The organism is Burkholderia sp. Ac-20384 (assembly GCF_017104605.1).
Taxonomy (GTDB): domain Bacteria; phylum Pseudomonadota; class Gammaproteobacteria; order Burkholderiales; family Burkholderiaceae; genus Burkholderia; species Burkholderia lata.
Genome location: NZ_JAAGPE010000172.1, coordinates 1 through 21,862, shown reverse-complemented (window position 1 = coordinate 21,862; position 21,862 = coordinate 1). Strand labels below are relative to the sequence as shown.

Here is a 21,862-nt window from a genome sequence, read left to right as displayed (position 1 = left end):
GGCGCTTGCCGCCGAGCTGGCCGAAATCGCCGGCCGCCACCTGAACGGCGCGCCGTTCACCGCGGGCGCGCAGGTGCCGGGCGGCGTCCACTTCAGCGGCGGCTGGGCCGCCGGCATGGCCGCGAACCTCCATTCGCGGATCGCGAGCCGGGTCCTGCTGAAGATCGCGCACCGCGCGTACCGCAACGAGCAGGACGTCTACGCGCTCGCGCTCGAGCAGCCGTGGGAGCGCTGGTTCGCGGCGACGCAGACGCTGCGCGTCGACATCACCGCGATCAAGTCGCCGCTGAAGAGCCTCGAATTCGCGACGTTGCGCGTGAAGGACGCGATCTGCGACCGGATGCGCGACAAGACCGGCGCGCGCCCAAGCATCGACACCGGTGCGCCGGACGTGCGCGTGTTCGCGTTCCTGACGGCGGGCGAATGCACGCTGTACCTCGACACGTCGGGCGAGCCGCTGTTCAAGCGCGGCTGGCGTCTCGACAAGGGCGCGGCGCCGCTGCGCGAGAACCTCGCGGCCGGCATCCTGCGCCTGACGGGCTGGACGCCCGGCACGGCACTGTACGACCCGATGTGCGGCAGCGGCACGTTCCTCGCGGAAGCCGCGCAGATCGCGCTCGGCGTGGCGCCCGGTGTCGAGCGCCGGTTCGGCTTCGAGAAACTCAAGCAATACGACATCACCGCGTGGCAGGGGCTGAAGGTCCCGGCTTTGGACGCGAAGCGCGCGGCGCGCGGCAAACGCGGCGACGCACTCGGCGTGTACGGCAGCGACATCTCCGGCGACATGCTCGAGAAGGCGCGCGCGAACCTCGACCGCGCAGGCGTGCCGTCGGTATGGCTCAAGCAGGTCGACGCACGCGGGATGACGCCGCCGTGCGACGGCCCGGGCATCATCCTCGCGAACCCGCCGTACGGCGAGCGGATCGAAGTGCGTGGCCGCAGCGCGCGCGGCGAGGTGCGCGAGACGGGCCGCAACCGCGGCAACGACGATGCATTCCGCCGCACCCACACCGACGCACCGGACAGCGAGTTCTTCAACGCGCTCGGCGATGCGCTGAAGCAGCGCTTCACGGGCTGGCAGGCGTTCCTGCTGACGTCCGACCGATCGCTGCCGGGCCAGCTGCGGCTGCGCGAATCGGCAAAGACGCCGCTGTTCAACGGCGCGCTCGAATGCCGGCTGTTCCGCTTCGACCTGATCGCCGGCAGCGTGAAGGCGCGCCCGGCCACGCCGGAAGGCGACGCGTAACCTGCGTCATGGTCGCGATGGGGCCGCTGGTGCGCCCCCTGCCCGGCAACCGGAACGCCGCCGTTACCGCACCCGCGGCAACGGCGGCGTTTCGTTTCAGTGCTTCGAGCACTCCCAGCGCCCCATCGTGAACGGCAGCGCCTGCCCCGTTTCGAGCAGCGTCTTGAGGCTCGACAGCACGACCGGCCAGCCACCGCGAATCCCGCGATCCATCTCCGAGCCCGGCACCAGCCCGTCGTGCATGACGGTCAGTTTCACGACGCCCTCGTGCGGCTCGACGAGATAGGTCACGCGCGACTCCTCACCCTCCCCCGACGGCGTGCGCCACGTGACGACCAGCTTGCGTGGCGGATCGTTCTCGACCACTTCGCCGACGATGTCGACCCGTGACGGATCGTCGTAGTCCTGATGTTCCCAGCGCGAGCCCGGCCGCCAGTCGGGCGACGCGTTGCGGTGCCGCACCCAGTAGTCCTTCGTCAGCTCGGCATTGGTGAGCGCATCGAACACGCGCTCGGGCGTCGATGCGATGAACGTCACGTACACAAAGGCGGGATTACTCATCGTTGTCTCCAGGATCGCCGGCCGCTTCCAGCCCGCGCTTGAGATCCGCCAGCGCCTGCAGGCGCTGACGCTCGAACTTGCCGATCCAGCGTTCCGCGATGTCGTGGATCGGCACCGGATTCAGGTAATGCAGCTTCTCCCTGCCGCGCCACGTCGTCGCGACGAGATTCGCGGCCTCGAGCAGCGCGAGATGCTTGCTCACGGCCTGCCGGCTCATCGCAAGCCCGTCGCACAGCTCGGACAGGGTCTGCCCGCTTTTCGCGTGCAGCAAATCAAGCAACTGGCGGCGCGTGGCATCGGCCAGCGCCTTGAAAACGAGATCCATGCCACTCCCGGGTCAATGACCGTATTATGCAACCAGACGGTTGCATGTCAAGGGTGACAACTCTACTGACAATACGGTGTCAGCAGCCCGCGATCACACTGCAATCCCGGCGCAATGCAAGGCTGGTTTCCGCACCGAACCCGAACAACAAACCACGCAACTAGGAGCGCGTCATGACATCCGCAACGGCCACTGCCACCCCCACCCTCGAGCGCGCGATCGCGTGGTTCGACATTCCGTCCCTCGATTTCGACCGGGCGATCCGCTTTTACGAATCCGTGCTGCAGACGACGCTGCAGCGCGCAGTCATCGGCGGCGTGCCGATGGCCACGTTCGACCGCGACGCATCGAGCACGGGCGGCAGCATCGTGTTCGATCCGCAGCAGCTGAAGCCAAGCGCGAACGGCGTGCTCGTCTACCTGAACGCCGGCGAATCGGTCGTCGCGGCGCTCGAACGCGCGAAGCGCGCGGGCGGCGTCGTGCAGGGCTCGGTCGTCGAGCTGCCGAACAACTACGGCTACGTCGGCTACCTGATCGACACGGAAGGCAACCGCGTCGGCCTGCACGCGCCGAAATGCCACTGAGCGCAGCGGCCATCGGGCCCGCGCGGCGCTATCATCGCGAAGTCCCCACTGCCGTTGGAATCGAGGTGCCGTCATGACGCGCCGTGCCGACCGCCTGTTCCAGATCGCCGAGCTGTTGCGCGGGCGTCGTCTCACGACCGCGCAGCAGCTGGCCGACTGGCTGTCGGTGTCGCCGCGCACGGTCTATCGCGACGTGCGCGACCTGCAACTGTCAGGGGTGCCGATCGAAGGCGAAGCCGGCATCGGCTACCGGCTGAACCGCAACGCGAGCCTGCCGCCGCTCACGTTTACGGCCGAGGAGCTCGCCGCGCTCGCCACCGGCGCACGCATGCTCGAAACCTGGGGCGGTGCGCGCTTTGCAAGCGGCGCGCGTTCGGCGCTCGCGAAGATCGCGTCGGCGATGCCGGCCGACAAACGCACGGCGCTCGACCGCCTGCCGGTGTTCGCGCCGTCGTTCCACATCGACGAGACGTTTTGCGCGAAGGTCGACGCGATCCACCAGGCCATCGACACGCACCACGTCGTCAGTTTCGACTACCGCGACCGGCTCGGCGCGCATTCGCAACGCCGCGTGTGGCCGCTCGGGCTCGTCTACTGGGGCGGGCGCTGGACGATCGGCGCGTGGTGCGAACTGCGCGGCGATTTCCGCACCTTCGACATCGCGCGGATGGGCGACATCATCGTGCACGAGCAGTTTCCGGACATGGAAGGACGGCGGATCGCCGACTACATGCGGATCGCGGAAGCACCGATGCGCTGACGAGGCACGACGGCGTGCGCGTTGCGCGCCGCCGCCGTTCATGTTCCGGGCCGCCGTGCGGCGCCCGGCCCATCGTTCCCTACCCGCCGAACACCACCGTCCGCTTCGGCCGCTCGTCGACGTGCAGCGAGAACACGTCGGGGCGCGCGTAATGCCCGACCACGTCGAAGTCGTAGCGTGCCCGCACGAGTTCGTCGGTATCGATACGCGCGGTCACGAGCCCGGCTTCGCCGATCAGCGGCTCCGTCAGCAGGTCGCCGAGCGGCCCGACGATCACGCTGCCGCCGCGGATCAGCGGCCGCTCCGGATCCCAGCCCGGCACGTCGATGCCGAGCGCGCGCGGCGACGGCTGCACCTGGCACGCGCTGACGACGAAGCAGCGCCCTTCGTGCGCGATATGCCGCATCGAGCTCTGCCAGACGTCGCGCTCGTCGACGGTCGGCGCGCACCAGATCTGCACGCCCTTCGCATACATCGCGCAGCGCAGCAGCGGCATGTGGTTCTCCCAGCAGATCGCGGCGCCCGCGCGGCCCGCGGCCGTGTCGACGACGGGCAGCGTCGAGCCGTCGCCCTGCCCCCAGATCAGCCGCTCGGTGCCGGTCGGCATCAGCTTGCGGTGCTTCGCGACGAGCCCGTCGCGCGGATCGAAGAACAGCGCCGTGCAGTACAGCGTGCTGCCGCCGCGCTCGATCACGCCGACCACGAGGCTCGCACCGGTGCGCTGCGACAGCGCGGCCAGCTCGTCGGTTTCCGGCCCCGGCACGTCGATCGCCTGCGCGGCGTAGCGCGCGTACGCGTCGCGGCCTTCGGGCAGCCGGTAGCCGAGCCGCGTGCCGAAGATCTCGCCTTTCGGATAGCCGCCGAGCACGGCCTCGGGCAGCACGACGAGCGACGCGCCGCTGTCGCGGATCGCGGTTTCGTAGCCGAGGATCGTGTCGAGCGTGGCGCGCGTGCCGGCGGGCGAAGCGCCGATCTGCAGCGCGGCGATGACTGACGTGGACATGAAGGCGTCTCCGGTGAATGGGGTAACGCCATCTTTATCGATATGATGTCATCGATCAAATCGATAGAACGATAAGTGTCATGAATGCAGATGATATCGCCGGCCTCGATCTGAACCTGCTGAAAGTGTTCGAGGCGCTGTACGAGGAAGGCGGCGCGAGCCGCGCGGCGCTGCGGCTCGGTCTCACGCAGTCGGCGGTGAGCGCGGCGCTGGCGCGGCTGCGCGTGATCTATGCCGATCCGCTGTTCGTGCGCACCGGCCGCGGGCTCGCGCCGACGCCGCGCGCGGACGAACTGAAGCCGATCCTGTCCGACGCGCTCGACCGCTGCCGCGAAAGTCTCGCGATCGCGGCCGACGGCGGCGACCGCATCGGCCGCACGATCTCGATCGGGCTGTCGGACGACTTCGAGATCGCGCTCGGCCGCGCGCTGATCGACGCCGTCGCGCGGGAAGCCGGCGGCATCCGGCTGATCTTCCGGCAGACGCACAGTGGCATCGCCGGCGACGCGTTGCTGCGCCACGGCGTCGACCTCGCGATCGCATCCGGCGGCTTCTCGGCGAACGGGCTCAGCCGGCGCGCAGTCGCGACGGGCGGCTATGCGTGCCTGATCGACCCGGCCACCCGCGAGCGAGCGCCGCGCACGCTGACGCTCGCCGATTTCCTGCGGCGCGACCACCTGCTCGTGTCGTCGGGCGGCGTGATCGGGATCGTCGACGAGGCGCTGGCCCCGCTCGGCCACAAGCGGCGCGTCGCGGCGTCGACCACGCATTTCGCCGCGTTGCCGTACCTGCTCGCCGGCTCCGACGCGGTCGCGACGATTCCCGCGCACGCGGCGCGCGCGATCGCGCAATCGACCCCGCTGCGCGCGCTCGCCTGCCCGGTCGACTTGCCGCACTACCCGGTGGAAATCGGCTGGCGCACGAGCACGCAGCGCGACCCGGCGATCGTGCGCGTCCGCGACACGATCGCCGCGTGCGTCGCGAATCTGGTCGCGCCATGAAAAAGGCCCGGCCGGCTTGCGCCGGTCGGGCCTGTCCGGTCAGGCTGCCCCTTGAATCGAAGCAGGCGCCGGCACGTGCGTCATTCAACCGACTTCACCATGTCCTCGATGACCTTCTTCGCATCGCCGAACACCATCATCGTCTTGTCCATGTAGAAGAGATCGTTGTCGAGCCCCGCGTAGCCGGCCGCCATCGAGCGCTTGTTGACGATCACCGTGCGCGCCTTGTACGCCTCGATGATCGGCATCCCCGCGATCGGCGATGCCGGATCGTTCTTCGCGGCCGGGTTCACGACATCGTTCGCGCCGAGCACGAGCACCACGTCGACCTGGCCGAATTCACCGTTGATGTCCTCCATCTCGTGCACGATCTCGTACGGCACTTCCGCTTCCGCGAGCAGCACGTTCATGTGCCCCGGCATCCGCCCCGCGACCGGATGGATCGCGTACTTCACGTCGATGCCCTTCTCGACCAGCTTGTCGGTCAGCTCCTTCAGCGCGTGCTGCGCACGGGCCACGGCCAGCCCGTAGCCCGGAACGATCACGACCGTTTCCGCGTTGCCGAGCATGAACGACGCGTCTTCGGCCGAGCCCGACTTCACCGGCCGCTGCTCCTTCGCACCTGCCGCGCCACCGGCCGCCGCCTCGCCGCCGAAGCCACCGAGTATCACGTTGAAGAACGAGCGGTTCATCGCGTGGCACATGATGTACGACAGGATCGCGCCCGACGAGCCGACGAGCGAACCGGCGATGATCAGCATCGCGTTGTTCAGCGAGAAGCCGATGCCGGCCGCCGCCCACCCCGAGTACGAGTTCAGCATCGACACGACCACCGGCATGTCCGCGCCGCCGATCGGGATGATGATCAGCACGCCGAGCGCGAACGCGATCGCCGTCATGATGATGAACGGCAGCCACGACTGCGTGACGAAGAACAGGATGCCGAAGCCGAGCATCGCGAGCGCGAGCATCAGGTTGAGCAGGTGCTGGCCCGCATACACGACCGGCGCGCCCTGGAACAGCCGGAACCGGTACTTGCCCGACAGCTTGCCGAACGCGATCACCGACCCGGAGAACGTGATCGCGCCGACGACCGTGCCGATGAACAGCTCGACACGGTTGCCGTACGGGATGAAGTCCGACGACACCGCGTCCTGCGGCACGAGCCCGAACGCTTCCGGTTCCGACACCACCGCATACGCGATGCACACGGCCGCGAGGCCGATCAGCGAATGCATCGCCGCGACGAGCTCCGGCATCTTCGTCATCTCGACGCGCGCGGCGACGAACGCCCCCACGCCGCCGCCGACGATCAGCGCGCCGAGCACCAGCGCGATGCCGAGCGGCAGGTTCGCGCCGAGCCACTCGGCCTGCTTGACGATCAGCGCGATCGTCGTGAGGATCGCGATGGCCATCCCGGCCATCCCGAACAGGTTGCCGCGCCGCGCGCTCTTCGGATTCGACAGGCCTTTCAGCGCCTGGATGAAGCATACCGATGCGACGAGGTACAGCAGCGTGACGACGTTCATGCTCATCGCGCGCCCTCCTTGCCGCCCTCGGCCTGCCTGGGCGCCTTCTTGCGGAACATCTCGAGCATGCGCCTCGTCACGAGGAAACCGCCGAACACGTTGACGGCCGCGAGCGCGACCGCGAGCGTGCCGAACACCTTGCCGGTCGCGCCGACGGTCAGCGCCGCCGCGAGCATCGCGCCGACGATCACGATCGCCGAGATCGCGTTGGTCACGGCCATCAGCGGCGTATGCAGCGCCGGCGTGACGTTCCACACCACGTGGTAGCCGACGTACACCGCCAGCACGAAGATGATCACGTTGATCACCGTGTGATTGATGACTTCCATGGTCGCCTCCTCTCCCGGCTACTTGCGCGCGACTTCGCCGTCGCGGCACAGGAGCGTCGCGGCGACGATGTCGTCGGTCAGGTCGATGTTCAGCGTGCCGTCCTTCGTGACGATCAGCTTCATGAAGTCGAGCAGGTTGCGCGCGTACAGCGCCGACGCGTCCGCTGCGACCATCGACGCGAGATTCGTGTAGCCGGCGATCGTCACGCCGTCATGCACGATCACCTGGTCGGCGACCGTCAGCGGACAGTTGCCGCTCCTGCGGCCGTCGAATTCCGGGCCGCGGCCGGCCGCGAGATCGACGAGCACCGAGCCCGGCTTCATCGACTGCACGGTTTCGACCGAGATCAAGGTCGGCGCCGGGCGCCCGGGAATCAGTGCGGTGGTGATCACGATGTCGGCCTGCTTCGCACGCTCGTGCACGAGCGCGGCCTGGCGACCGAGCCACGACGGCGGCATCGGGCGCGCATAGCCGCCCACGCCCTGCGCAGCGTCGCGCTCTTCGTCGGTTTCGTACGGGACGTCGAGGAATTTCGCGCCGAGCGACTCGATCTGCTCCTTCACGGCCGGCCGCACGTCGGACGCCTCGATCACCGCGCCGAGGCGCTTCGCGGTCGCGATCGCCTGCAGGCCCGCGACGCCCGCGCCGAGAATCAGCACGCGCGCGGCCTTCACGGTGCCCGCGGCCGTCATCAGCATCGGAAAGAAGCGCGGATACAGCGCCGCGGCCACCAGCACGGCCTTGTAGCCCGCGATGTTCGCCTGCGACGACAGCACGTCGAGGCTCTGCGCACGCGTCGTGCGCGGCGCGGCTTCGAGCGCGAAGGCCGTCACGCCGGCCGCGGCGAGCTGCGCCGCCTGTTCGCCGTTGAACGGGTCGAGCATGCCGACCAGCACGGCGCCGCGCTTGAGCAACGGCAGTTCGGCGTCGGTGGGCGCCTGCACTTTCAGCACGATGTCGACATCGAAAGCGGCTGACTGGCCCGTCAGTTCGGCACCGGCGGCCGCGTAGGCTTCGTCCGGATAACTCGCGGCGACGCCGGCCCCTTTCGCGATGCTGACCCGATGCCCGGCCGCCGCGTATTTCTTCACGGTTTCCGGCGTCGCGGCCACGCGCGTCTCGTTCGCCCGCGTTTCGGCAGGCACGCCAATATGCATCGTCGGTCCCTCCGTCATCGTCGGTTTTTCGTTTCCTGCGATTTCTACTGCGCAACGAGCCGGGCAGGCTGACGACCGGCTCACGAGCGACGGCATTCACCTTTCACTTTAGGCGAAAGCGAAGGCCGTACCCCCACGCTCCGCACGATCGTGCGAGATGGCGATGCCGGCCCGGCCGGTGTCACCGCGTATCCGCGGGACCGACGAATTGAAAGGGTCCGATTCGTTTAGCGCAGCGACCGGCAGCGTTCGGGCGCAACCGGTAAAATGCCGAACCATGAAACCCGAAATCTGGACCCCGCATGTGACGGTCGCCGCGCTCGTCGAGCACGCCGGCCGCTTTCTCATGATCGAGGAAGAAACCTCGTCGGGCCTGCGCATCAACCAGCCGGCAGGCCATCTCGAAGCCGGCGAAACGCTGGCCGACGCCGTGATCCGAGAGACGCTCGAGGAAACCGCGCACCCGTTCACGCCCGACGCGCTCGTCGGCGTCTATCTCGCGCACTACGACCGCCCCGGCACCGCCGGCGCGACCTACCTGCGCTTCACGTTCTGCGGCACGGCCGGCGAGCCGGTCGCGGGCCATGCGCTCGACGACGGCATCGTCCGCACGCTGTGGATGACCGCCGACGAACTGCGCGCGTGCGGCGAGCGCCATCGCTCGCCCGCGGTGATGCGCTGCGTCGACGATTACCTCGCCGGGCGGCGCATTCCGCTCGATTTCGTGCACACGCATTCGGTCGCGCCGCGCCCCGAAGCATTCGAACGTCAGGCGGTCAACAAATGAGCAAGCGCCGTGTAGTAGTGGGCATGTCGGGCGGCGTCGATTCGTCGGTGACCGCGTGGCTGCTGAAGGAACAGGGCTACGATGTGGTCGGCCTGTTCATGAAGAACTGGGAAGACGACGACGACGGCGAATACTGCTCGACGCGCCAGGACTGGATCGACGTCGTGTCGGTGGCCGACCTGATCGGCATCGACGTGGAAGCGGTCAACTTCGCGGCGGAATACAAGGACCGCGTGTTCGCCGAATTCCTGCGCGAATACTCGGCCGGCCGCACGCCGAACCCCGACGTGCTGTGCAACGCCGAGATCAAGTTCAAGGCGTTCCTCGATCACGCGATGTCGCTCGACGCGGAAATGATCGCGACCGGCCACTATGCGCGCGTGCGCGAGCGCGACGGGCGTTTCGAACTGCTGAAGGCCTTCGATCATACGAAAGACCAGTCGTACTTCCTGCACCGGCTGAACCAGGCGCAACTGTCGAAGACGATGTTCCCGCTCGGCGAGATCCCGAAGACGAAGGTGCGCGAGATCGCCGCGCAGATCGGGCTGCCGAACGCGAAGAAGAAGGATTCGACGGGCATCTGCTTCATCGGCGAACGGCCGTTCCGCGATTTCCTGAACCGCTATCTGCCGACGAAACCGGGCCCGATGAAGACGCCCGACGGCAAGGTCGTCGGCGAACACATCGGCCTCGCGTTCTACACGTTCGGCCAGCGCAAGGGCATCGGCCTCGGCGGCAGCAAGAGCGGCAACGGCGATCCGTGGTTCGTCGCCGCGAAGGACATCGCGTCGAACACGCTGTACGTCGTGCAGGGTCACGATCATCCGTGGCTGCTGGCGCGCGAGCTGGTCGCCGGCAACGTGAGCTGGGTCGCCGGCGAGCCGCCGGCCGAAGGCTTCGCATGCGGCGCGAAGACCCGCTACCGGCAGGCCGACGCGGCGTGCGCATTCGGCGCCGCCACGCCCGGCCCGGCAGGCGAAGCGCGCTTCTCGCTCGCGTTCGACGACGCGCAGTGGGCCGTCACGCCCGGCCAGTCGGCCGTGCTGTACGACGGCGAGATCTGCCTCGGCGGCGGGATCATCGAATCCGCAGTCATCGGCCAGCCTGGTCAGGCCGCGCCGGCGGGCGGCCCCGCGCGGGCGCTCGCCGAAGCACGCTGACACATATTCGGTTTAGACTTGCGGCACGCCGCCCCCGGCGGAACACGATTCCGCCGCGGCCGGCACGCCGCCGCGCAGCGCACGCATGGCGGTATTTCAAGATGCAGGGTCTATTCATGTATGGAACGCGCATGCGTTGCCACGAGAAGGGCCGCTCGCGAGGCGCGCGACGCCGCGAATACTGACGTATTCGCAAGGAGCGCAACGCGGCGAGCGGCCCTTCTCGTGGCAACCCCAAATTTACAAATTCATTCCACGGGAATGCCCGAAATCGCCCGCATGGCGGCGTCGTTCGTCTCTTGTTTGGCTCGGCCAAACGGCGCTCCTCACTCCTTGCCCTGCGAGCGATTTCGGGCATTCGCATGTGCGTTCCATACATGAATAGACCCTAGGAGTCCCCATGCTTTCACGACGCTATCTGGCGATGTGGTGTGCCGTCCTGCTGCTCGTCGCCGCGGCCGCGCTCGCCTCGATCCACGTGCTTTCCTGGTTCTGGATCATCATTCCCGTCGCCCTCGTCGCCCTCGGCCTGTACGACCTGAAACAGGACCGCCACGCGATCCTGCGCAACTACCCGCTCTGGGGCCACTTCCGCTTCCTGTTCGAATTCATCCGACCTGAAATCCGCCAGTATTTCGTCGAGGACGACACCGACGAGAAGCCGTTCTCGCGCGCGCAGCGCAGCCTCGTCTACCAGCGCGCGAAGAACGTCGCCGACAACCGCCCGTACGGCACCGAGCTGAACGTGAAGGCCGTCGCGCACGAATGGATCAGCCACTCGCTCGCGCCGACGAAGCTGCCGAACCACGATTTCCGCGTCCGCGTCGGCGCGAACCGCGCGCAACCGTACGACATTTCGATTTTCAACATCTCGGCGATGAGCTTCGGCTCGCTGTCCGCGAACGCGATCCGCTCGCTGAACCTCGGCGCGAAGAAAGGCGGGTTCGCGCACGACACGGGCGAAGGCTCGCTGTCGAAGTACCACCGCGAAAACGGCGGCGACATCATCTGGGAAATCGCGTCCGGCTACTTCGGCTGCCGCAACGACGACGGCACATTCAACCCCGACAAGTTCGCGAAGCAGGCCGCCGATCCGCAGGTCAAGATGATCGAGGTGAAGCTGTCGCAGGGCGCGAAGCCCGGCCACGGCGGCGTGCTGCCGGCCGCGAAGATCACGCCGGAAATCGCCGAGACGCGCGGCGTGCCGATGGGCAAGGACTGCATCTCGCCCGCGACGCACTCGGAGTTCTCGACGCCGCGCGGGCTGCTCGAATTCGTCGAACGGCTGCGTACGCTGTCGGGCGGCAAGCCGACCGGCTTCAAGCTGTGCGTCGGCCATCCGTGGGAATTCTTCGGGATCGCGAAGGCGATGCTCGAAACCGGCATCGTGCCGGACTTCATCGTCGTCGACGGCGCGGAAGGCGGCACCGGTGCGGCGCCGCTCGAATTCACCGACCACGTCGGCGTGCCGCTGCAGGAAGGGCTGCTGCTCGTGCACAACACGCTCGTCGGGATCGGCGTGCGCGATCGCGTGAAGCTCGGCGCAAGCGGCAAGATCATCACCGCGTTCGACGTCGCGCGCACGCTCGCGATCGGCGCGGACTGGGTGAACTCGGCGCGCGGCTTCATGTTCGCGGTCGGCTGCATCCAGGCGCAGACCTGCCACACGGGCCGCTGCCCGACCGGCGTCGCGACGCAGGACCCGGTGCGCCAACGCGCGCTCGTCGTGCCCGACAAGGCCGATCGCGTGTACAACTTCCACCGCAATACGCTGCACGCGCTGCAGGAGCTCGTGCAGGCAGCCGGCCTCGCGCATCCGTCGGAGCTGCGCGCGCATCACATCGTGCAGCGCATTGCACCGCACGAGGTCCGGCTGATGTCGCAGTTGCTGAAGTACCTGAAGCCCGGCTCGCTGCTCGACGGCAACACCTGCGGCTTTACGCTGTACGACAAGTGGTGGCCGATTGCGCGCAGCGATTCGTTCACGCTCGGCGAAGCCGTGTACGCGTCGATCGAATGATGCGGGCGATCGCCCCCGCTGCGGGGCGGTCCGGCAAAAAGAAAAGCGCCCCGCAAGGCGCTTTTCTTTCGTCTGCCGAATCCGTGAACGCGTGAACGCGTGAATGCTTGAATGCGTCGCGTGCGGCTCAGTTCTGCGGCAGCGTATCGGTGAACGACGACCGCTGCTGCAGCTTCACGAAATGCTTGTCGAGGTTCGGGTGGCGATCGCGCCAGTTGAGCTCGGGCATCCGGAAGTCGAGATAGCCGAGCGCGCAGCCGAGGGCGATGTCGGCGAGCGTGTAATGATTACCGACGCACCACGTCTTGCCGCCGAGCCCCTGCGACATCGCGACGAGACCGTCGTCGATCTTGCGTTGCTGGCGCGCGATCCAGCTTGCGCTGCGCTGCGCCTCGTCGCGCATCGTCAGTTCGATGCGAATCGCGACTGCCGCATCGATCACGCCGTCGCCGAGCGCTTCCCAGCAGCGCACCTCGAGGCGCTCGCGGCCCGACGGCGGAATCAGCTTGCCGACCGGCGACAGCGTGTCGACGTATTCGCAGATCACGCGGGAATCGAACACCGCGGCACCATCCTCCATCACGAGGCACGGGACCTTGCCGAGCGGATTCGATGCATGAATATCCGTCTCCGGCGCCCACACGTTCTCGAGCTCCAGCTTGTAGTCGATCTTCTTTTCAGCCAGCACGATCCGCGCCTTGCGGACGTACGGGCTGCTGAGCGAACCGATTAATTTCATCATCTGCCTTTTTAAGGGAACCGCCGAGAGTATACGTTGTCGCCGATCATAACCGGCCAGCATCGCGTGACAGAAAATCGCCCGGACGGCCTGTGGATGGTTTGCAACAACCGCCGCGCGGGCCTTCCAGGGCGGCTTCCCGCCCCCTCTCTCACGCACGGCGTCCCGCGGCGCTACAATCGCACGAATGAACGCGCCCCTCGATACCGCCATCGCCGTCGACGTCTACCGCCAGCGCCGTGAACGCGTGCTTGCCGCACTGCGTGCCGCCGGCGGCGGCGTCGCCATCGTCCCCACCGCGCCCGAAGTGCCGCGCAACCGCGATACGGACTATCCGTACCGGTTCGACAGCTACTTCCACTACCTGACGGGCTTCAGCGAGCCGGATGCCGTGCTCGTGCTGAACGCGGCCGCGCCGCACGGCGCGCCGGAATCGATCCTGTTCTGCCGCGGCAAGAATGTCGACCGCGAGATCTGGGAAGGCTTCCACTACGGGCCCGAAGCCGCGCGCGACGCGTTCGGCTTCGACGCGGCGTTCGCGGTCGACGTGATCGATACCGAGATGCCGCGCCTGCTCGCCGACGCGGGCACCGTGCACTACCGGTTCGGCGCATCGGCCGACTTCGATCGCCAGCTCGCGGGCTGGCTCGACGCGGTGCGCGCGCTGGCGCGCTCGGGTGTCGCCGCGCCGGACGCGATGCTCGACCTCACGCCGCTGCTCGACGACATGCGGCTCGTGAAGGACGAGCACGAACTCGCGATCATGATGCGCGCCGCGCACATCTCCGCGCTCGCGCACCGCCGCGCGATGCAGGCGTGCCGCCCCGGCGTCCGCGAATACGAACTCGAGGCCGAGCTGCTGTACGTATTCCGCAAGCATGGCGCGCAGTCGCCCGCGTACGGCTCGATCGTCGCGGCCGGCGCGAACGCGTGCGTGCTGCACTACCCGGCCGGCAACGCGACCGCGAAAGATGGCGACCTGATCCTGATCGACGCCGCGTGCGAACTCGACGGCTACGCGTCGGACATCACGCGCACGTTCCCGGCCAACGGGCGCTTCTCGCCCGCGCAACGCACGCTGTACGACATCGTGCTCGCCGCGCAGCAGGCGGCGATCGACGCGACCCGTGCCGGCGTGCCGTTCGAGGCGCCGCACGACGCCGCCGTGCGCGTGCTCGCGCAGGGGCTGCTCGACACCGGCATCATCCCGAAATCGCGCTTCTCGAACGTCGACGACGTGATCGCCGAGCGCGCCTACGCGCGCTTCTACATGCACCGCACCGGCCACTGGATCGGCATGGACGTGCACGATTGCGGCGACTACCGCGAACGGCTCGCCGAGCGTGACGGCAACGGCGTGCTGCCGTGGCGCACGCTGAAAGCCGGCATGACGCTGACGATCGAGCCCGGCCTGTACGTGCGCGCCGCCGACGACGTGCCGCCCGAGTACTGGAACATCGGCATCCGCATCGAGGACGACGCGATCGTGCGCGAGCATGGCTGCGAACTGATCACGCGCGGCGTGCCCGTCGCGGCGGACGAGATCGAAGCGCTGATGCGCGCGGGCGCATGACCGGCTGCCGCCGACCGTTACCACCGTTTCACGAATCAAGATGACGACCGCTTCCTCTCCGGCCACGCCGGACTACGACCTCGCCATCGTCGGCGCGGGCCCCGTCGGGCTCGCGCTCGCTGGCTGGCTCGCGCGCCGCAGTGCCACGCAGCATGCATCGATCGCGTTGATCGATGCACGCGAACCGGCCGCGAGCGCGAACGATCCGCGCGCGATCGCGGTGTCGCACGGCAGCCGCGTGCTGCTCGACACGCTCGCGTGGCCCGCCGACGCGACGCCGATCGAACATATCCACGTCTCGCAGCGCGGCCATTTCGGCCGCACGCTGATCGACCGCGACGAGCACGACGTCGCCGCGCTCGGCTATGTCGTGCGCTACGGCTCGCTCATGCAGGCGCTCGCGGGCGCCGTGCGCGGCACGCGTGTCGACTGGCTCACGTCGACCACCGCGCGCGTGCCGCAGCAGGACGCCGACGGCGTGACGCTGACGCTCGACGGCCCGCAAGGCGAGCGCACGCTGCGCGCACGCGTCGTCATCAATGCCGAAGGCGGGCTGTTCCACGAACAGCAAGCCGACGCCGGCAAACATCGCCGCGACTACGGACAAACCGCGCTCGTCGGCACGGTCACCGTATCGGCGCCGCGCCCGAACGTCGCGTGGGAACGCTTCACGCACGAAGGCCCGCTCGCGCTGCTGCCGCTCGGCGGGCCGCGCCAGGCCGAGTACGCGCTCGTCTGGTGCTGCACGCCCGACGAAGCGGCGCGCCGCGCCGCGCTGCCCGACGACGCGTTCCTGCGCGAGCTCGGCAACGCGTTCGGCGAACGCATGGGCGACTTCGTCGCGATCGCTGGCCGCGCGTCGTTCCCGCTCGGCCTGAACGCCGCTCAGACGCTCGTCAACGGCCGCGTCGCGATCGTCGGCAATGCCGCGCAAACCCTGCACCCCGTCGCGGGCCAGGGGCTCAACCTCGGGCTGCGCGATGCGCATACGCTCGTCGATACGCTGTCCGCGCAAGGCTTCGAAGCAACCGCGCTCGCCTCCTTCAACGCGCGCCGCGCACTCGACCGGCGCTTCACGATCGGCGCGACCGACACGCTGGCGCGCCTGTTCACGATCGACACGGGCCCGCTCCCGCTGCTGCGCGGCGCCGCGCTCACCGCGCTCGAGTTCGTGCCGCCGCTCAAGAAAGTGATCGCGCGCCAGATGATGTTCGGCCAGCGCAACTGACGCGCGGCGCGCACAGTCGCGCCACTCAAACCGGGTCAAATCGGCGGGGCATGGGAATACGGTAAAATGCGCGTTTCCGTCTGCCCTTTCCCTGCCCGCGCCCGCCGCGGGCGGTGCCATTGCGATGCCCGTTATCGGCCCTCACGTATTGCGTAACAACCTGTTCGTCGCCCCGATGGCCGGCGTGACGGATCGTCCGTTCCGCCAGCTCTGCAAGCGGCTCGGGGCCGGTTACGCCGTGTCCGAGATGGTCGCGTCCAACGCGCAGCTGTGGAAAAGCGCGAAGACGATGCGGCGTGCGAACCACGAAGGCGAGGTCGAGCCGATTGCGGTCCAGATCGCCGGCGCCGATCCGGCGATGATGGCCGAAGCGGCCCGCTACAACGTCGACAACGGCGCGCAGATCATCGACATCAACATGGGCTGCCCGGCGAAAAAGGTCTGCAACGTCGCGGCCGGCTCCGCGCTGCTGCAGAACGAACCGCTCGTGCAGCGCATCGTCGAGGCCGTCGTCGCGGCGGTCGGCACGGGGCCCGATGCGGTGCCCGTCACGCTGAAGATCCGCACGGGCTGGGATCGCGAGCACAAGAACGCGATCACGGTCGCGCGCCTCGCCGAAGCCGCCGGCATCTCGATGCTCACCGTGCACGGCCGCACGCGCGCCGACCTGTACCGCGGCGACGCCGAATACGACACCATCGCGGCCGTGAAGGCGGCCGTACGGATCCCGGTGGTCGCGAACGGCGACATCACGTCGCCCGCGAAGGCGAAGGCCGTACTCGACGCCACCGGCGCCGATGCGCTGATGATCGGTCGTGCCGCGCAAGGTCGGCCATGGCTGTTCCGCGAAATCGATCATTTCCTGCAAACCGGCGAGCTGCTTCCCCCGCCGCTGATCGACGAGATCCAGCACGTGATGAACGAACACCTGGAAGACCACTACGCTTTCTATGGTGAATTCACGGGAGTCCGTACTGCGCGCAAGCACATCGGCTGGTACACTCGCGGCCTTTCCGGTGCCAACGGGTTCCGGCACAGGATGAACACGCTCGATTCCTCCCGCGAGCAGCTCGCCGCCGTCAATGCATTCTTCGAGGCGCAAAAGGCGCTGTCGGACCACCTCGTCTACGTCGATGACGAAGAGGAAAACGGCCAGGGCGAGTCGGACGACCATAACCAGTTAGCAGCATGAGCAAGCACAACATCGAACAATGTGTCCGCGAGAGCCTGGACGTGTATTTCCGGGATCTAGACGGCTCCAATCCGCACGACGTCTATGAAATGGTGATGTCCTGCGTCGAAAAGCCGATGCTCGAGGTCGTGCTCGTACAGGCAGGCGGCAACCAGTCGCTCGCCGCGGAGTACCTCGGCATCAATCGCAATACGCTGCGCAAGAAGCTGCAGCAGCACGGCCTGCTGTAGGCAGCCGTCCCGTCCCCGTTTCCCTGGCTATTGGTGGTTCCATCATGATCAAGCAAGCGCTCATTTCCGTTTCCGACAAGACCGGCATCGTCGACTTCGCGAAGTCGCTGTCCGACCTCGGCGTCAAGCTGCTGTCGACGGGCGGCACCGCGAAACTGCTCGCCGACGCGGGCCTGCCCGTGACCGAAGTGGCTGATTACACGGGCTTCCCGGAAATGCTCGATGGGCGCGTGAAGACGCTCCACCCGAAGGTGCATGGCGGCATCCTGGCCCGCCGCGACCTGCCCGAGCACATGCAGGCGCTGGAACAGCACGGCATCCCGACGATCGACCTGCTGGTCGTGAACCTGTACCCGTTCGTCGCGACGATCGCGAAGGACGACTGCACGCTCGCCGACGCGATCGAGAACATCGACATCGGCGGCCCGACGATGCTGCGGTCGGCCGCGAAGAACCACCGCGACGTGACGGTTGTTGTCGATCCGGCCGATTACGCGGTCGTGCTCGATGAAATGAAGGCGAACGGCAATGCGGTCGGCTACGCGACCAACTTCCGCCTCGCGACGAAGGTGTTCGCGCACACCGCGCAATACGACGGCGCGATCACGAACTACCTGACGAGCCTGACCGACGAGCTGAAGCACGCATCGCGCAGCGCGTACCCGGCGACGCTGAACCTGGCGTTCGACAAGGTGCAGGACCTGCGCTACGGCGAGAACCCGCACCAGAGCGCCGCGTTCTACCGCGACCTCGCGACGCCGGCCGGCGCGCTGGCGAACTACCGCCAGCTGCAGGGCAAGGAACTGTCGTACAACAACATCGCCGATTCGGACGCCGCGTGGGAATGCGTGAAGACGTTCGACGCACCGGCCTGCGTGATCATCAAGCATGCGAACCCGTGCGGCGTCGCAGTCGGCAACGATTCGACCGACGCATACGCGAAGGCGTTCCAGACGGACCCGACGTCGGCATTCGGCGGCATCATCGCGTTCAACCGCGAAGTCGACGAAGCGGCGGCCCAGGCCGTTGCGAAGCAGTTCGTCGAAGTGCTGATCGCACCGTCGTTCTCCGACGCCGCGAAGCAGGTGTTCGCCGCGAAGCAGAACGTGCGCCTGCTCGAAATCGCGCTCGGCGACGGCCATAACGCCTTCGACCTGAAGCGCGTGGGCGGCGGCCTGCTCGTGCAGTCGCTCGACTCGAAGAACGTGCAGCCGAGCGAGCTGCGCGTCGTCACGAAGCGCCAGCCGACCGCGAAGGAAATGGACGACCTGCTGTTCGCATGGCGTGTCGCGAAGTACGTGAAGTCGAACGCGATCGTGTTCTGCGGCAACGGCATGACGCTCGGCGTCGGTGCAGGCCAGATGAGCCGTGTCGATTCCGCACGCATCGCGAGCATCAAGGCGCAGAACGCAGGCCTGACGCTGGCCGGTTCGGCCGTGGCATCGGACGCGTTCTTCCCGTTCCGCGACGGCCTCGACGTCGTCGTGGCAGCGGGCGCGACCTGCGTGATCCAGCCGGGCGGTTCGATGCGCGATGACGAAGTGATCGCTGCAGCCGACGAGCACAACATCGCGATGATCCTGACGGGCGTGCGCCACTTCCGTCACTGATCGCACGCGGCCCGCGCGGCCGCTGCACGACAACCCGGCGGCATCGCACCCGCCGGGTTTTTTATTGCGCGGAGCCCTCGTACGCGACCGTGCGGCCGGCACGCCGCACCATTCGTTGTAGTATCGCTGCATCAGGCTTTTCTCCTTACCCATGCGAATTCTCGGCATCGACCCCGGCCTGCGCGTCACCGGCTTCGGCATCATCGACGTCAGCGGCCACCGGCTCGCGTATGTTGCGAGCGGCGTGATCCGCACGCCGACCGCCGACCTGGCCACCCGGCTCGGTACGATCTTCCAGGGCGTCTCGACCATCGTGCGCGAGCACGCCCCCGACCAGTCCGCGATCGAAAAGGTGTTCGTCAACGTGAACCCGCAGTCGACGCTGCTGCTCGGCCAGGCGCGCGGCGCCGCGATCTGCGGCCTCGTCGCGGGCGGCCTGCCCGTTGCCGAATACACGGCGCTGCAGCTCAAGCAGGCGGTGGTCGGCTACGGCCGCGCGACCAAGACGCAGATGCAGGAAATGGTCACGCGCCTGCTCAATCTCTCCGGACAACCGGGCTCCGACGCGGCCGATGCGCTCGGCATGGCGATCTGCCACGCACACGGCGGCAACACGCTCAGCACGCTCGGCGGCCTCGCGCCGGCGCTCGCGAAGAAAGGGCTGCGCGTGCGGCGCGGGCGGCTGGTCGGCTGACACCGGCGCGCGCCCTCACGCGGCACGCCGGCTCGGCCGCCGTGCCTGCGCGCGGCGCACACGCGACGTGCATCGCCCCGGCCGGATGGCCGACTCCGTCGGCATAGCGCCGCACGTGCGCTACACTCGCGCTTTCTTCCTCGCATCAAGCCATCCATGATCGGTCGCATCGCCGGCATCCTGCTCGAAAAGAACCCGCCTCACCTGCTCGTCGACTGCAACGGCGTCGGCTACGAAATCGACGTGCCGATGAGCACCTTCTACAACCTGCCGCAAAACGGCGAGCGCGTCGTGCTGCTCACGCAGCAGATCGTCCGCGAGGACGCGAACCTGCTGTACGGCTTCCTGACGCCGCAGGAGCGCACGACCTTCCGCGAGCTGCTGAAGATCACCGGCATCGGCGCACGCATGGCGCTCGCCGTGCTGTCCGGCATGAGCGTGCAGGAGCTCGCGCAAGCCGTGACGATGCAGGACGCCGCGCGCCTCACGCGCCTGCCCGGCATCGGCAAGAAGACGGCCGAACGCCTGCTGCTCGAACTGAAGGGCAAGCTCGGCGCCGATCTCGGCGCACTCGCCGGCGCCGCATCGCCGTCCGACCACGCGACCGATATCCTCAACGCGCTGCTCGCGCTCGGCTATTCCGAAAAGGAAGGCCTCGCCGCGATCAAGAACGTGCCGGCCGGCACCGGCGTATCCGAAGGCATCAAGCTCGCACTGAAGGCGCTGTCGAAGGTCTGACACACGCACGATGCCCGCATGACTCACCGCCGGCCGGTGCGTTGAAGCCAGTGTCGCGCGGCCGCGCAGCGCTCGCCAGTCGGCCGTTCGGCCAGGTGGGCGGGATAGCTGCGCGCGGTACAATGGCCGCATGATTGAAACCGACAAACTCGCCACCGAGCAGCGGATCATCGCCGCCACGCCCGCCTCGTCGCACGAGGAGGTGTTCGAACGTGCGCTGCGGCCGCGCCAGCTCGACGACTACGTCGGCCAGGAAAAGGTGCGCGGCCAGCTCGAGATCTTCATCGAAGCCGCCAAGCGCCGCTCCGAGCCGCTCGACCACGTGCTGCTGTTCGGGCCGCCGGGCCTCGGCAAGACGACGCTCGCGCACATCATCGCGCGGGAGATGGGCGTGAACCTGCGCCAGACGTCGGGCCCCGTGCTCGAGCGCGCGGGCGATCTCGCCGCGCTGCTGACGAACCTCGAAGCGAACGACGTGCTGTTCATCGACGAGATCCACCGGCTGTCGCCGGTCGTCGAGGAAATCCTGTATCCGGCACTCGAGGATTACCAGATCGACATCATGATCGGCGAAGGCCCGGCCGCGCGCAGCGTGAAGCTCGACCTGCAGCCGTTCACGCTGGTCGGCGCCACCACTCGCGCCGGGATGCTGACCAACCCGTTGCGCGATCGCTTCGGAATCGTCGCGCGCCTCGAGTTCTACGATGCCGAGCAACTGTCGCGCATCGTGCGGCGCTCGGCGTCGCTGCTGAACGCGCAGATCGATCCGAACGGCGCGCTCGAAATCGCGAAGCGTTCGCGCGGCACGCCGCGGATCGCAAACCGGCTGCTGCGCCGCGTGCGCGACTTCGCGGAAGTGAAGGCCGACGGCCAGATCACCGCGGCCGTCGCCGATGCCGCACTCGCGATGCTCGACGTCGATCCGGTCGGCTTCGACCTGATGGACCGCAAGCTGCTCGAAGCGATCCTGTACAAGTTCGACGGCGGCCCCGTCGGCATCGACAACCTCGCGGCAGCGATCGGCGAAGAGCGCGACACGATCGAGGACGTACTCGAGCCGTACCTGATCCAGCAGGGCTTCCTGCAGCGCACGCCGCGCGGGCGCGTCGCGACGCTGCTCACCTATCGCCACTTCGGGCTTTCCGTGCCCGACACCGGCCGCACCGAACGCGGCGAGTGGGATACCCCCGACGGGAAGTAACCCGCCGCCCGAGCCGCCCCGCCATGACGACGCCGCCCAGCTCCCACCCCGCCGCACCCGCACCGGGCCCGCTTCATCGTCGTTCGAATCATTTCAGTTGATAGGCCGGATCCATCAGCAGCGCCTCGAGATACGCGCTGCCGGTCGAATCCGTATCGATCGCCGCGACCGGCGACAGTTGCAGCACCGCGTGC

At 67.9% G+C, this 21,862-nt stretch carries 22 protein-coding genes; 15 read left to right on the top strand and 7 right to left on the bottom strand.

Annotated features, from left to right (window positions below):
• A partial coding sequence (locus tag G3O00_RS26550; protein WP_206144794.1) for a class I SAM-dependent RNA methyltransferase occupies positions 1-1,246 on the top strand: 1,246 nt, incomplete at its 5' end.
• 96 nt (positions 1,247-1,342) lie between these two features.
• On the opposite strand, the gene G3O00_RS26545 is transcribed toward G3O00_RS26550, so the two are convergent.
• A complete protein-coding gene (locus tag G3O00_RS26545) occupies positions 1,343-1,807 on the bottom strand; it encodes an SRPBCC family protein (RefSeq protein WP_174934262.1) in 465 nt (154 codons plus the stop codon).
• Positions 1,800-2,132 (bottom strand): winged helix-turn-helix domain-containing protein, encoded by a 333-nt coding sequence (locus tag G3O00_RS26540; RefSeq protein WP_011350981.1) that lies wholly within the window; start codon positions 2,130-2,132, stop codon positions 1,800-1,802. The genes G3O00_RS26545 and G3O00_RS26540 overlap by 8 nt, the downstream gene beginning before the upstream one ends.
• 173 nt (positions 2,133-2,305) lie before the next feature.
• On the opposite strand from G3O00_RS26540, the gene G3O00_RS26535 reads away from it, so the two are divergent.
• Both G3O00_RS26535 and G3O00_RS26530 read left to right on the top strand, forming a co-directional pair.
• Positions 2,306-2,716: a glyoxalase gene (locus tag G3O00_RS26535; RefSeq protein WP_011350980.1), complete on the top strand. Its 411-nt coding sequence runs from the start codon at positions 2,306-2,308 to the stop codon at positions 2,714-2,716.
• 73 nt (positions 2,717-2,789) lie between these two features.
• Positions 2,790-3,476, top strand: coding sequence for a YafY family protein (locus G3O00_RS26530; protein ID WP_011350979.1), 687 nt, complete (start codon positions 2,790-2,792; stop codon positions 3,474-3,476).
• A 79-nt stretch (positions 3,477-3,555) separates the two neighbouring features.
• On the opposite strand, the gene G3O00_RS26525 is transcribed toward G3O00_RS26530, so the two are convergent.
• The gene (locus G3O00_RS26525; RefSeq protein ID WP_046544957.1) at positions 3,556-4,479 is read right to left on the bottom strand and encodes a carbon-nitrogen hydrolase family protein; all 924 of its coding nucleotides are present in this window, start codon (positions 4,477-4,479) and stop codon (positions 3,556-3,558) included.
• Between the two features lie 80 nt (positions 4,480-4,559).
• Between G3O00_RS26525 and G3O00_RS26520 the strand changes: the two genes are divergently transcribed.
• Entirely contained in the window at positions 4,560-5,480 is a 921-nt protein-coding gene (locus G3O00_RS26520; protein ID WP_206144793.1) for a LysR family transcriptional regulator, read from the top strand.
• A gap of 80 nt (positions 5,481-5,560) precedes the next feature.
• On the opposite strand, the gene G3O00_RS26515 is transcribed toward G3O00_RS26520, so the two are convergent.
• Genes G3O00_RS26515 through G3O00_RS26505 form a run of 3 tightly spaced genes read right to left on the bottom strand, consistent with a single transcriptional unit; the run spans position 5,561 to position 8,496 of the window.
• Positions 5,561-7,015: an NAD(P)(+) transhydrogenase (Re/Si-specific) subunit beta gene (locus tag G3O00_RS26515; protein WP_206144792.1), complete on the bottom strand. Its 1,455-nt coding sequence runs from the start codon at positions 7,013-7,015 to the stop codon at positions 5,561-5,563.
• A complete protein-coding gene (locus tag G3O00_RS26510; RefSeq protein WP_011350975.1) occupies positions 7,012-7,338 on the bottom strand; it encodes an NAD(P) transhydrogenase subunit alpha in 327 nt (108 codons plus the stop codon). Before G3O00_RS26510 ends, G3O00_RS26515 begins: the two co-directional genes overlap by 4 nt.
• Positions 7,339-7,356: 18 nt before the next feature.
• A complete protein-coding gene (locus tag G3O00_RS26505; RefSeq protein WP_206144791.1) occupies positions 7,357-8,496 on the bottom strand; it encodes a Re/Si-specific NAD(P)(+) transhydrogenase subunit alpha in 1,140 nt (379 codons plus the stop codon).
• A 277-nt stretch (positions 8,497-8,773) separates the two neighbouring features.
• Here G3O00_RS26505 and G3O00_RS26500 point away from each other — a divergent pair, with 277 nt between their 5' ends.
• The 3 genes from G3O00_RS26500 (at position 8,774) to G3O00_RS26490 (ending at position 12,463) form a co-directional block, all read left to right on the top strand.
• Positions 8,774-9,283 (top strand): NUDIX hydrolase, encoded by a 510-nt coding sequence (locus tag G3O00_RS26500; protein ID WP_041492741.1) that lies wholly within the window; start codon positions 8,774-8,776, stop codon positions 9,281-9,283.
• A complete protein-coding gene (gene mnmA / locus G3O00_RS26495) occupies positions 9,280-10,443 on the top strand; it encodes a tRNA 2-thiouridine(34) synthase MnmA (protein WP_174934253.1) in 1,164 nt (387 codons plus the stop codon). The genes G3O00_RS26500 and mnmA overlap by 4 nt, the downstream gene beginning before the upstream one ends.
• 400 nt (positions 10,444-10,843) lie before the next feature.
• Positions 10,844-12,463 carry an FMN-binding glutamate synthase family protein gene (locus tag G3O00_RS26490; protein ID WP_011350971.1) on the top strand — a complete coding sequence of 540 codons (1,620 nt, stop codon included), beginning with the start codon at positions 10,844-10,846 and terminating at the stop codon, positions 12,461-12,463.
• Between the two features lie 127 nt (positions 12,464-12,590).
• Here the strand turns inward: G3O00_RS26490 and G3O00_RS26485 are convergent, their stop codons facing one another.
• Positions 12,591-13,202, bottom strand: a complete 612-nt coding sequence (locus G3O00_RS26485; RefSeq protein WP_041493009.1) for a glutathione S-transferase N-terminal domain-containing protein — start codon at positions 13,200-13,202, stop codon at positions 12,591-12,593.
• Between the two features lie 187 nt (positions 13,203-13,389).
• On the opposite strand from G3O00_RS26485, the gene G3O00_RS26480 reads away from it, so the two are divergent.
• From G3O00_RS26480 to ruvB, 8 genes are all read left to right on the top strand, one after another.
• Positions 13,390-14,775 (top strand): aminopeptidase P N-terminal domain-containing protein, encoded by a 1,386-nt coding sequence (locus G3O00_RS26480; RefSeq protein ID WP_206144790.1) that lies wholly within the window; start codon positions 13,390-13,392, stop codon positions 14,773-14,775.
• A gap of 40 nt (positions 14,776-14,815) precedes the next feature.
• The gene (locus G3O00_RS26475) at positions 14,816-16,003 is read left to right on the top strand and encodes a UbiH/UbiF/VisC/COQ6 family ubiquinone biosynthesis hydroxylase (RefSeq protein WP_206144789.1); all 1,188 of its coding nucleotides are present in this window, start codon (positions 14,816-14,818) and stop codon (positions 16,001-16,003) included.
• A gap of 124 nt (positions 16,004-16,127) precedes the next feature.
• A complete protein-coding gene (gene dusB / locus G3O00_RS26470; protein WP_011350967.1) occupies positions 16,128-17,195 on the top strand; it encodes a tRNA dihydrouridine synthase DusB in 1,068 nt (355 codons plus the stop codon).
• Positions 17,192-17,425, top strand: coding sequence for a Fis family transcriptional regulator (locus tag G3O00_RS26465; RefSeq protein WP_006476892.1), 234 nt, complete (start codon positions 17,192-17,194; stop codon positions 17,423-17,425). The genes dusB and G3O00_RS26465 overlap by 4 nt, the downstream gene beginning before the upstream one ends.
• A 44-nt stretch (positions 17,426-17,469) precedes the next feature.
• Complete coding sequence (gene purH, locus G3O00_RS26460) at positions 17,470-19,035, top strand: bifunctional phosphoribosylaminoimidazolecarboxamide formyltransferase/IMP cyclohydrolase (protein WP_206144788.1); 1,566 nt, start codon at positions 17,470-17,472, stop codon at positions 19,033-19,035.
• A 151-nt stretch (positions 19,036-19,186) separates the two neighbouring features.
• A complete protein-coding gene (gene ruvC / locus G3O00_RS26455) occupies positions 19,187-19,729 on the top strand; it encodes a crossover junction endodeoxyribonuclease RuvC (RefSeq protein ID WP_011350965.1) in 543 nt (180 codons plus the stop codon).
• Between the two features lie 156 nt (positions 19,730-19,885).
• The gene (gene ruvA, locus G3O00_RS26450; protein ID WP_174934244.1) at positions 19,886-20,467 is read left to right on the top strand and encodes a Holliday junction branch migration protein RuvA; all 582 of its coding nucleotides are present in this window, start codon (positions 19,886-19,888) and stop codon (positions 20,465-20,467) included.
• Between the two features lie 130 nt (positions 20,468-20,597).
• Positions 20,598-21,668 carry a Holliday junction branch migration DNA helicase RuvB gene (gene ruvB, locus G3O00_RS26445; protein WP_011350963.1) on the top strand — a complete coding sequence of 357 codons (1,071 nt, stop codon included), beginning with the start codon at positions 20,598-20,600 and terminating at the stop codon, positions 21,666-21,668.
• Positions 21,669-21,862 lie beyond the last annotated feature (194 nt).

Excerpts from the sequence above, each read along its gene's own strand:
- G3O00_RS26545 (WP_174934262.1), bottom strand. The coding sequence starts at position 1,807 with ATGAGTAATCCCGCCTTTGTGTACGTGACGTTCATCGCATCGACGCCC.
- G3O00_RS26540 (WP_011350981.1), bottom strand. The coding sequence starts at position 2,132 with ATGGATCTCGTTTTCAAGGCGCTGGCCGATGCCACGCGCCGCCAGTTG.
- G3O00_RS26535 (WP_011350980.1), top strand. The coding sequence starts at position 2,306 with ATGACATCCGCAACGGCCACTGCCACCCCCACCCTCGAGCGCGCGATC.
- G3O00_RS26530 (WP_011350979.1), top strand. The coding sequence starts at position 2,790 with ATGACGCGCCGTGCCGACCGCCTGTTCCAGATCGCCGAGCTGTTGCGC.
- G3O00_RS26525 (WP_046544957.1), bottom strand. The coding sequence starts at position 4,479 with ATGTCCACGTCAGTCATCGCCGCGCTGCAGATCGGCGCTTCGCCCGCC.
- G3O00_RS26520 (WP_206144793.1), top strand. The coding sequence starts at position 4,560 with ATGAATGCAGATGATATCGCCGGCCTCGATCTGAACCTGCTGAAAGTG.
- G3O00_RS26515 (WP_206144792.1), bottom strand. The coding sequence starts at position 7,015 with ATGAGCATGAACGTCGTCACGCTGCTGTACCTCGTCGCATCGGTATGC.
- G3O00_RS26510 (WP_011350975.1), bottom strand. The coding sequence starts at position 7,338 with ATGGAAGTCATCAATCACACGGTGATCAACGTGATCATCTTCGTGCTG.
- G3O00_RS26505 (WP_206144791.1), bottom strand. The coding sequence starts at position 8,496 with ATGCATATTGGCGTGCCTGCCGAAACGCGGGCGAACGAGACGCGCGTG.
- G3O00_RS26500 (WP_041492741.1), top strand. The coding sequence starts at position 8,774 with ATGAAACCCGAAATCTGGACCCCGCATGTGACGGTCGCCGCGCTCGTC.
- mnmA (WP_174934253.1), top strand. The coding sequence starts at position 9,280 with ATGAGCAAGCGCCGTGTAGTAGTGGGCATGTCGGGCGGCGTCGATTCG.
- G3O00_RS26490 (WP_011350971.1), top strand. The coding sequence starts at position 10,844 with ATGCTTTCACGACGCTATCTGGCGATGTGGTGTGCCGTCCTGCTGCTC.
- G3O00_RS26485 (WP_041493009.1), bottom strand. The coding sequence starts at position 13,202 with ATGAAATTAATCGGTTCGCTCAGCAGCCCGTACGTCCGCAAGGCGCGG.
- G3O00_RS26480 (WP_206144790.1), top strand. The coding sequence starts at position 13,390 with ATGAACGCGCCCCTCGATACCGCCATCGCCGTCGACGTCTACCGCCAG.
- G3O00_RS26475 (WP_206144789.1), top strand. The coding sequence starts at position 14,816 with ATGACGACCGCTTCCTCTCCGGCCACGCCGGACTACGACCTCGCCATC.
- dusB (WP_011350967.1), top strand. The coding sequence starts at position 16,128 with ATGCCCGTTATCGGCCCTCACGTATTGCGTAACAACCTGTTCGTCGCC.
- G3O00_RS26465 (WP_006476892.1), top strand. The coding sequence starts at position 17,192 with ATGAGCAAGCACAACATCGAACAATGTGTCCGCGAGAGCCTGGACGTG.
- purH (WP_206144788.1), top strand. The coding sequence starts at position 17,470 with ATGATCAAGCAAGCGCTCATTTCCGTTTCCGACAAGACCGGCATCGTC.
- ruvC (WP_011350965.1), top strand. The coding sequence starts at position 19,187 with ATGCGAATTCTCGGCATCGACCCCGGCCTGCGCGTCACCGGCTTCGGC.
- ruvA (WP_174934244.1), top strand. The coding sequence starts at position 19,886 with ATGATCGGTCGCATCGCCGGCATCCTGCTCGAAAAGAACCCGCCTCAC.
- ruvB (WP_011350963.1), top strand. The coding sequence starts at position 20,598 with ATGATTGAAACCGACAAACTCGCCACCGAGCAGCGGATCATCGCCGCC.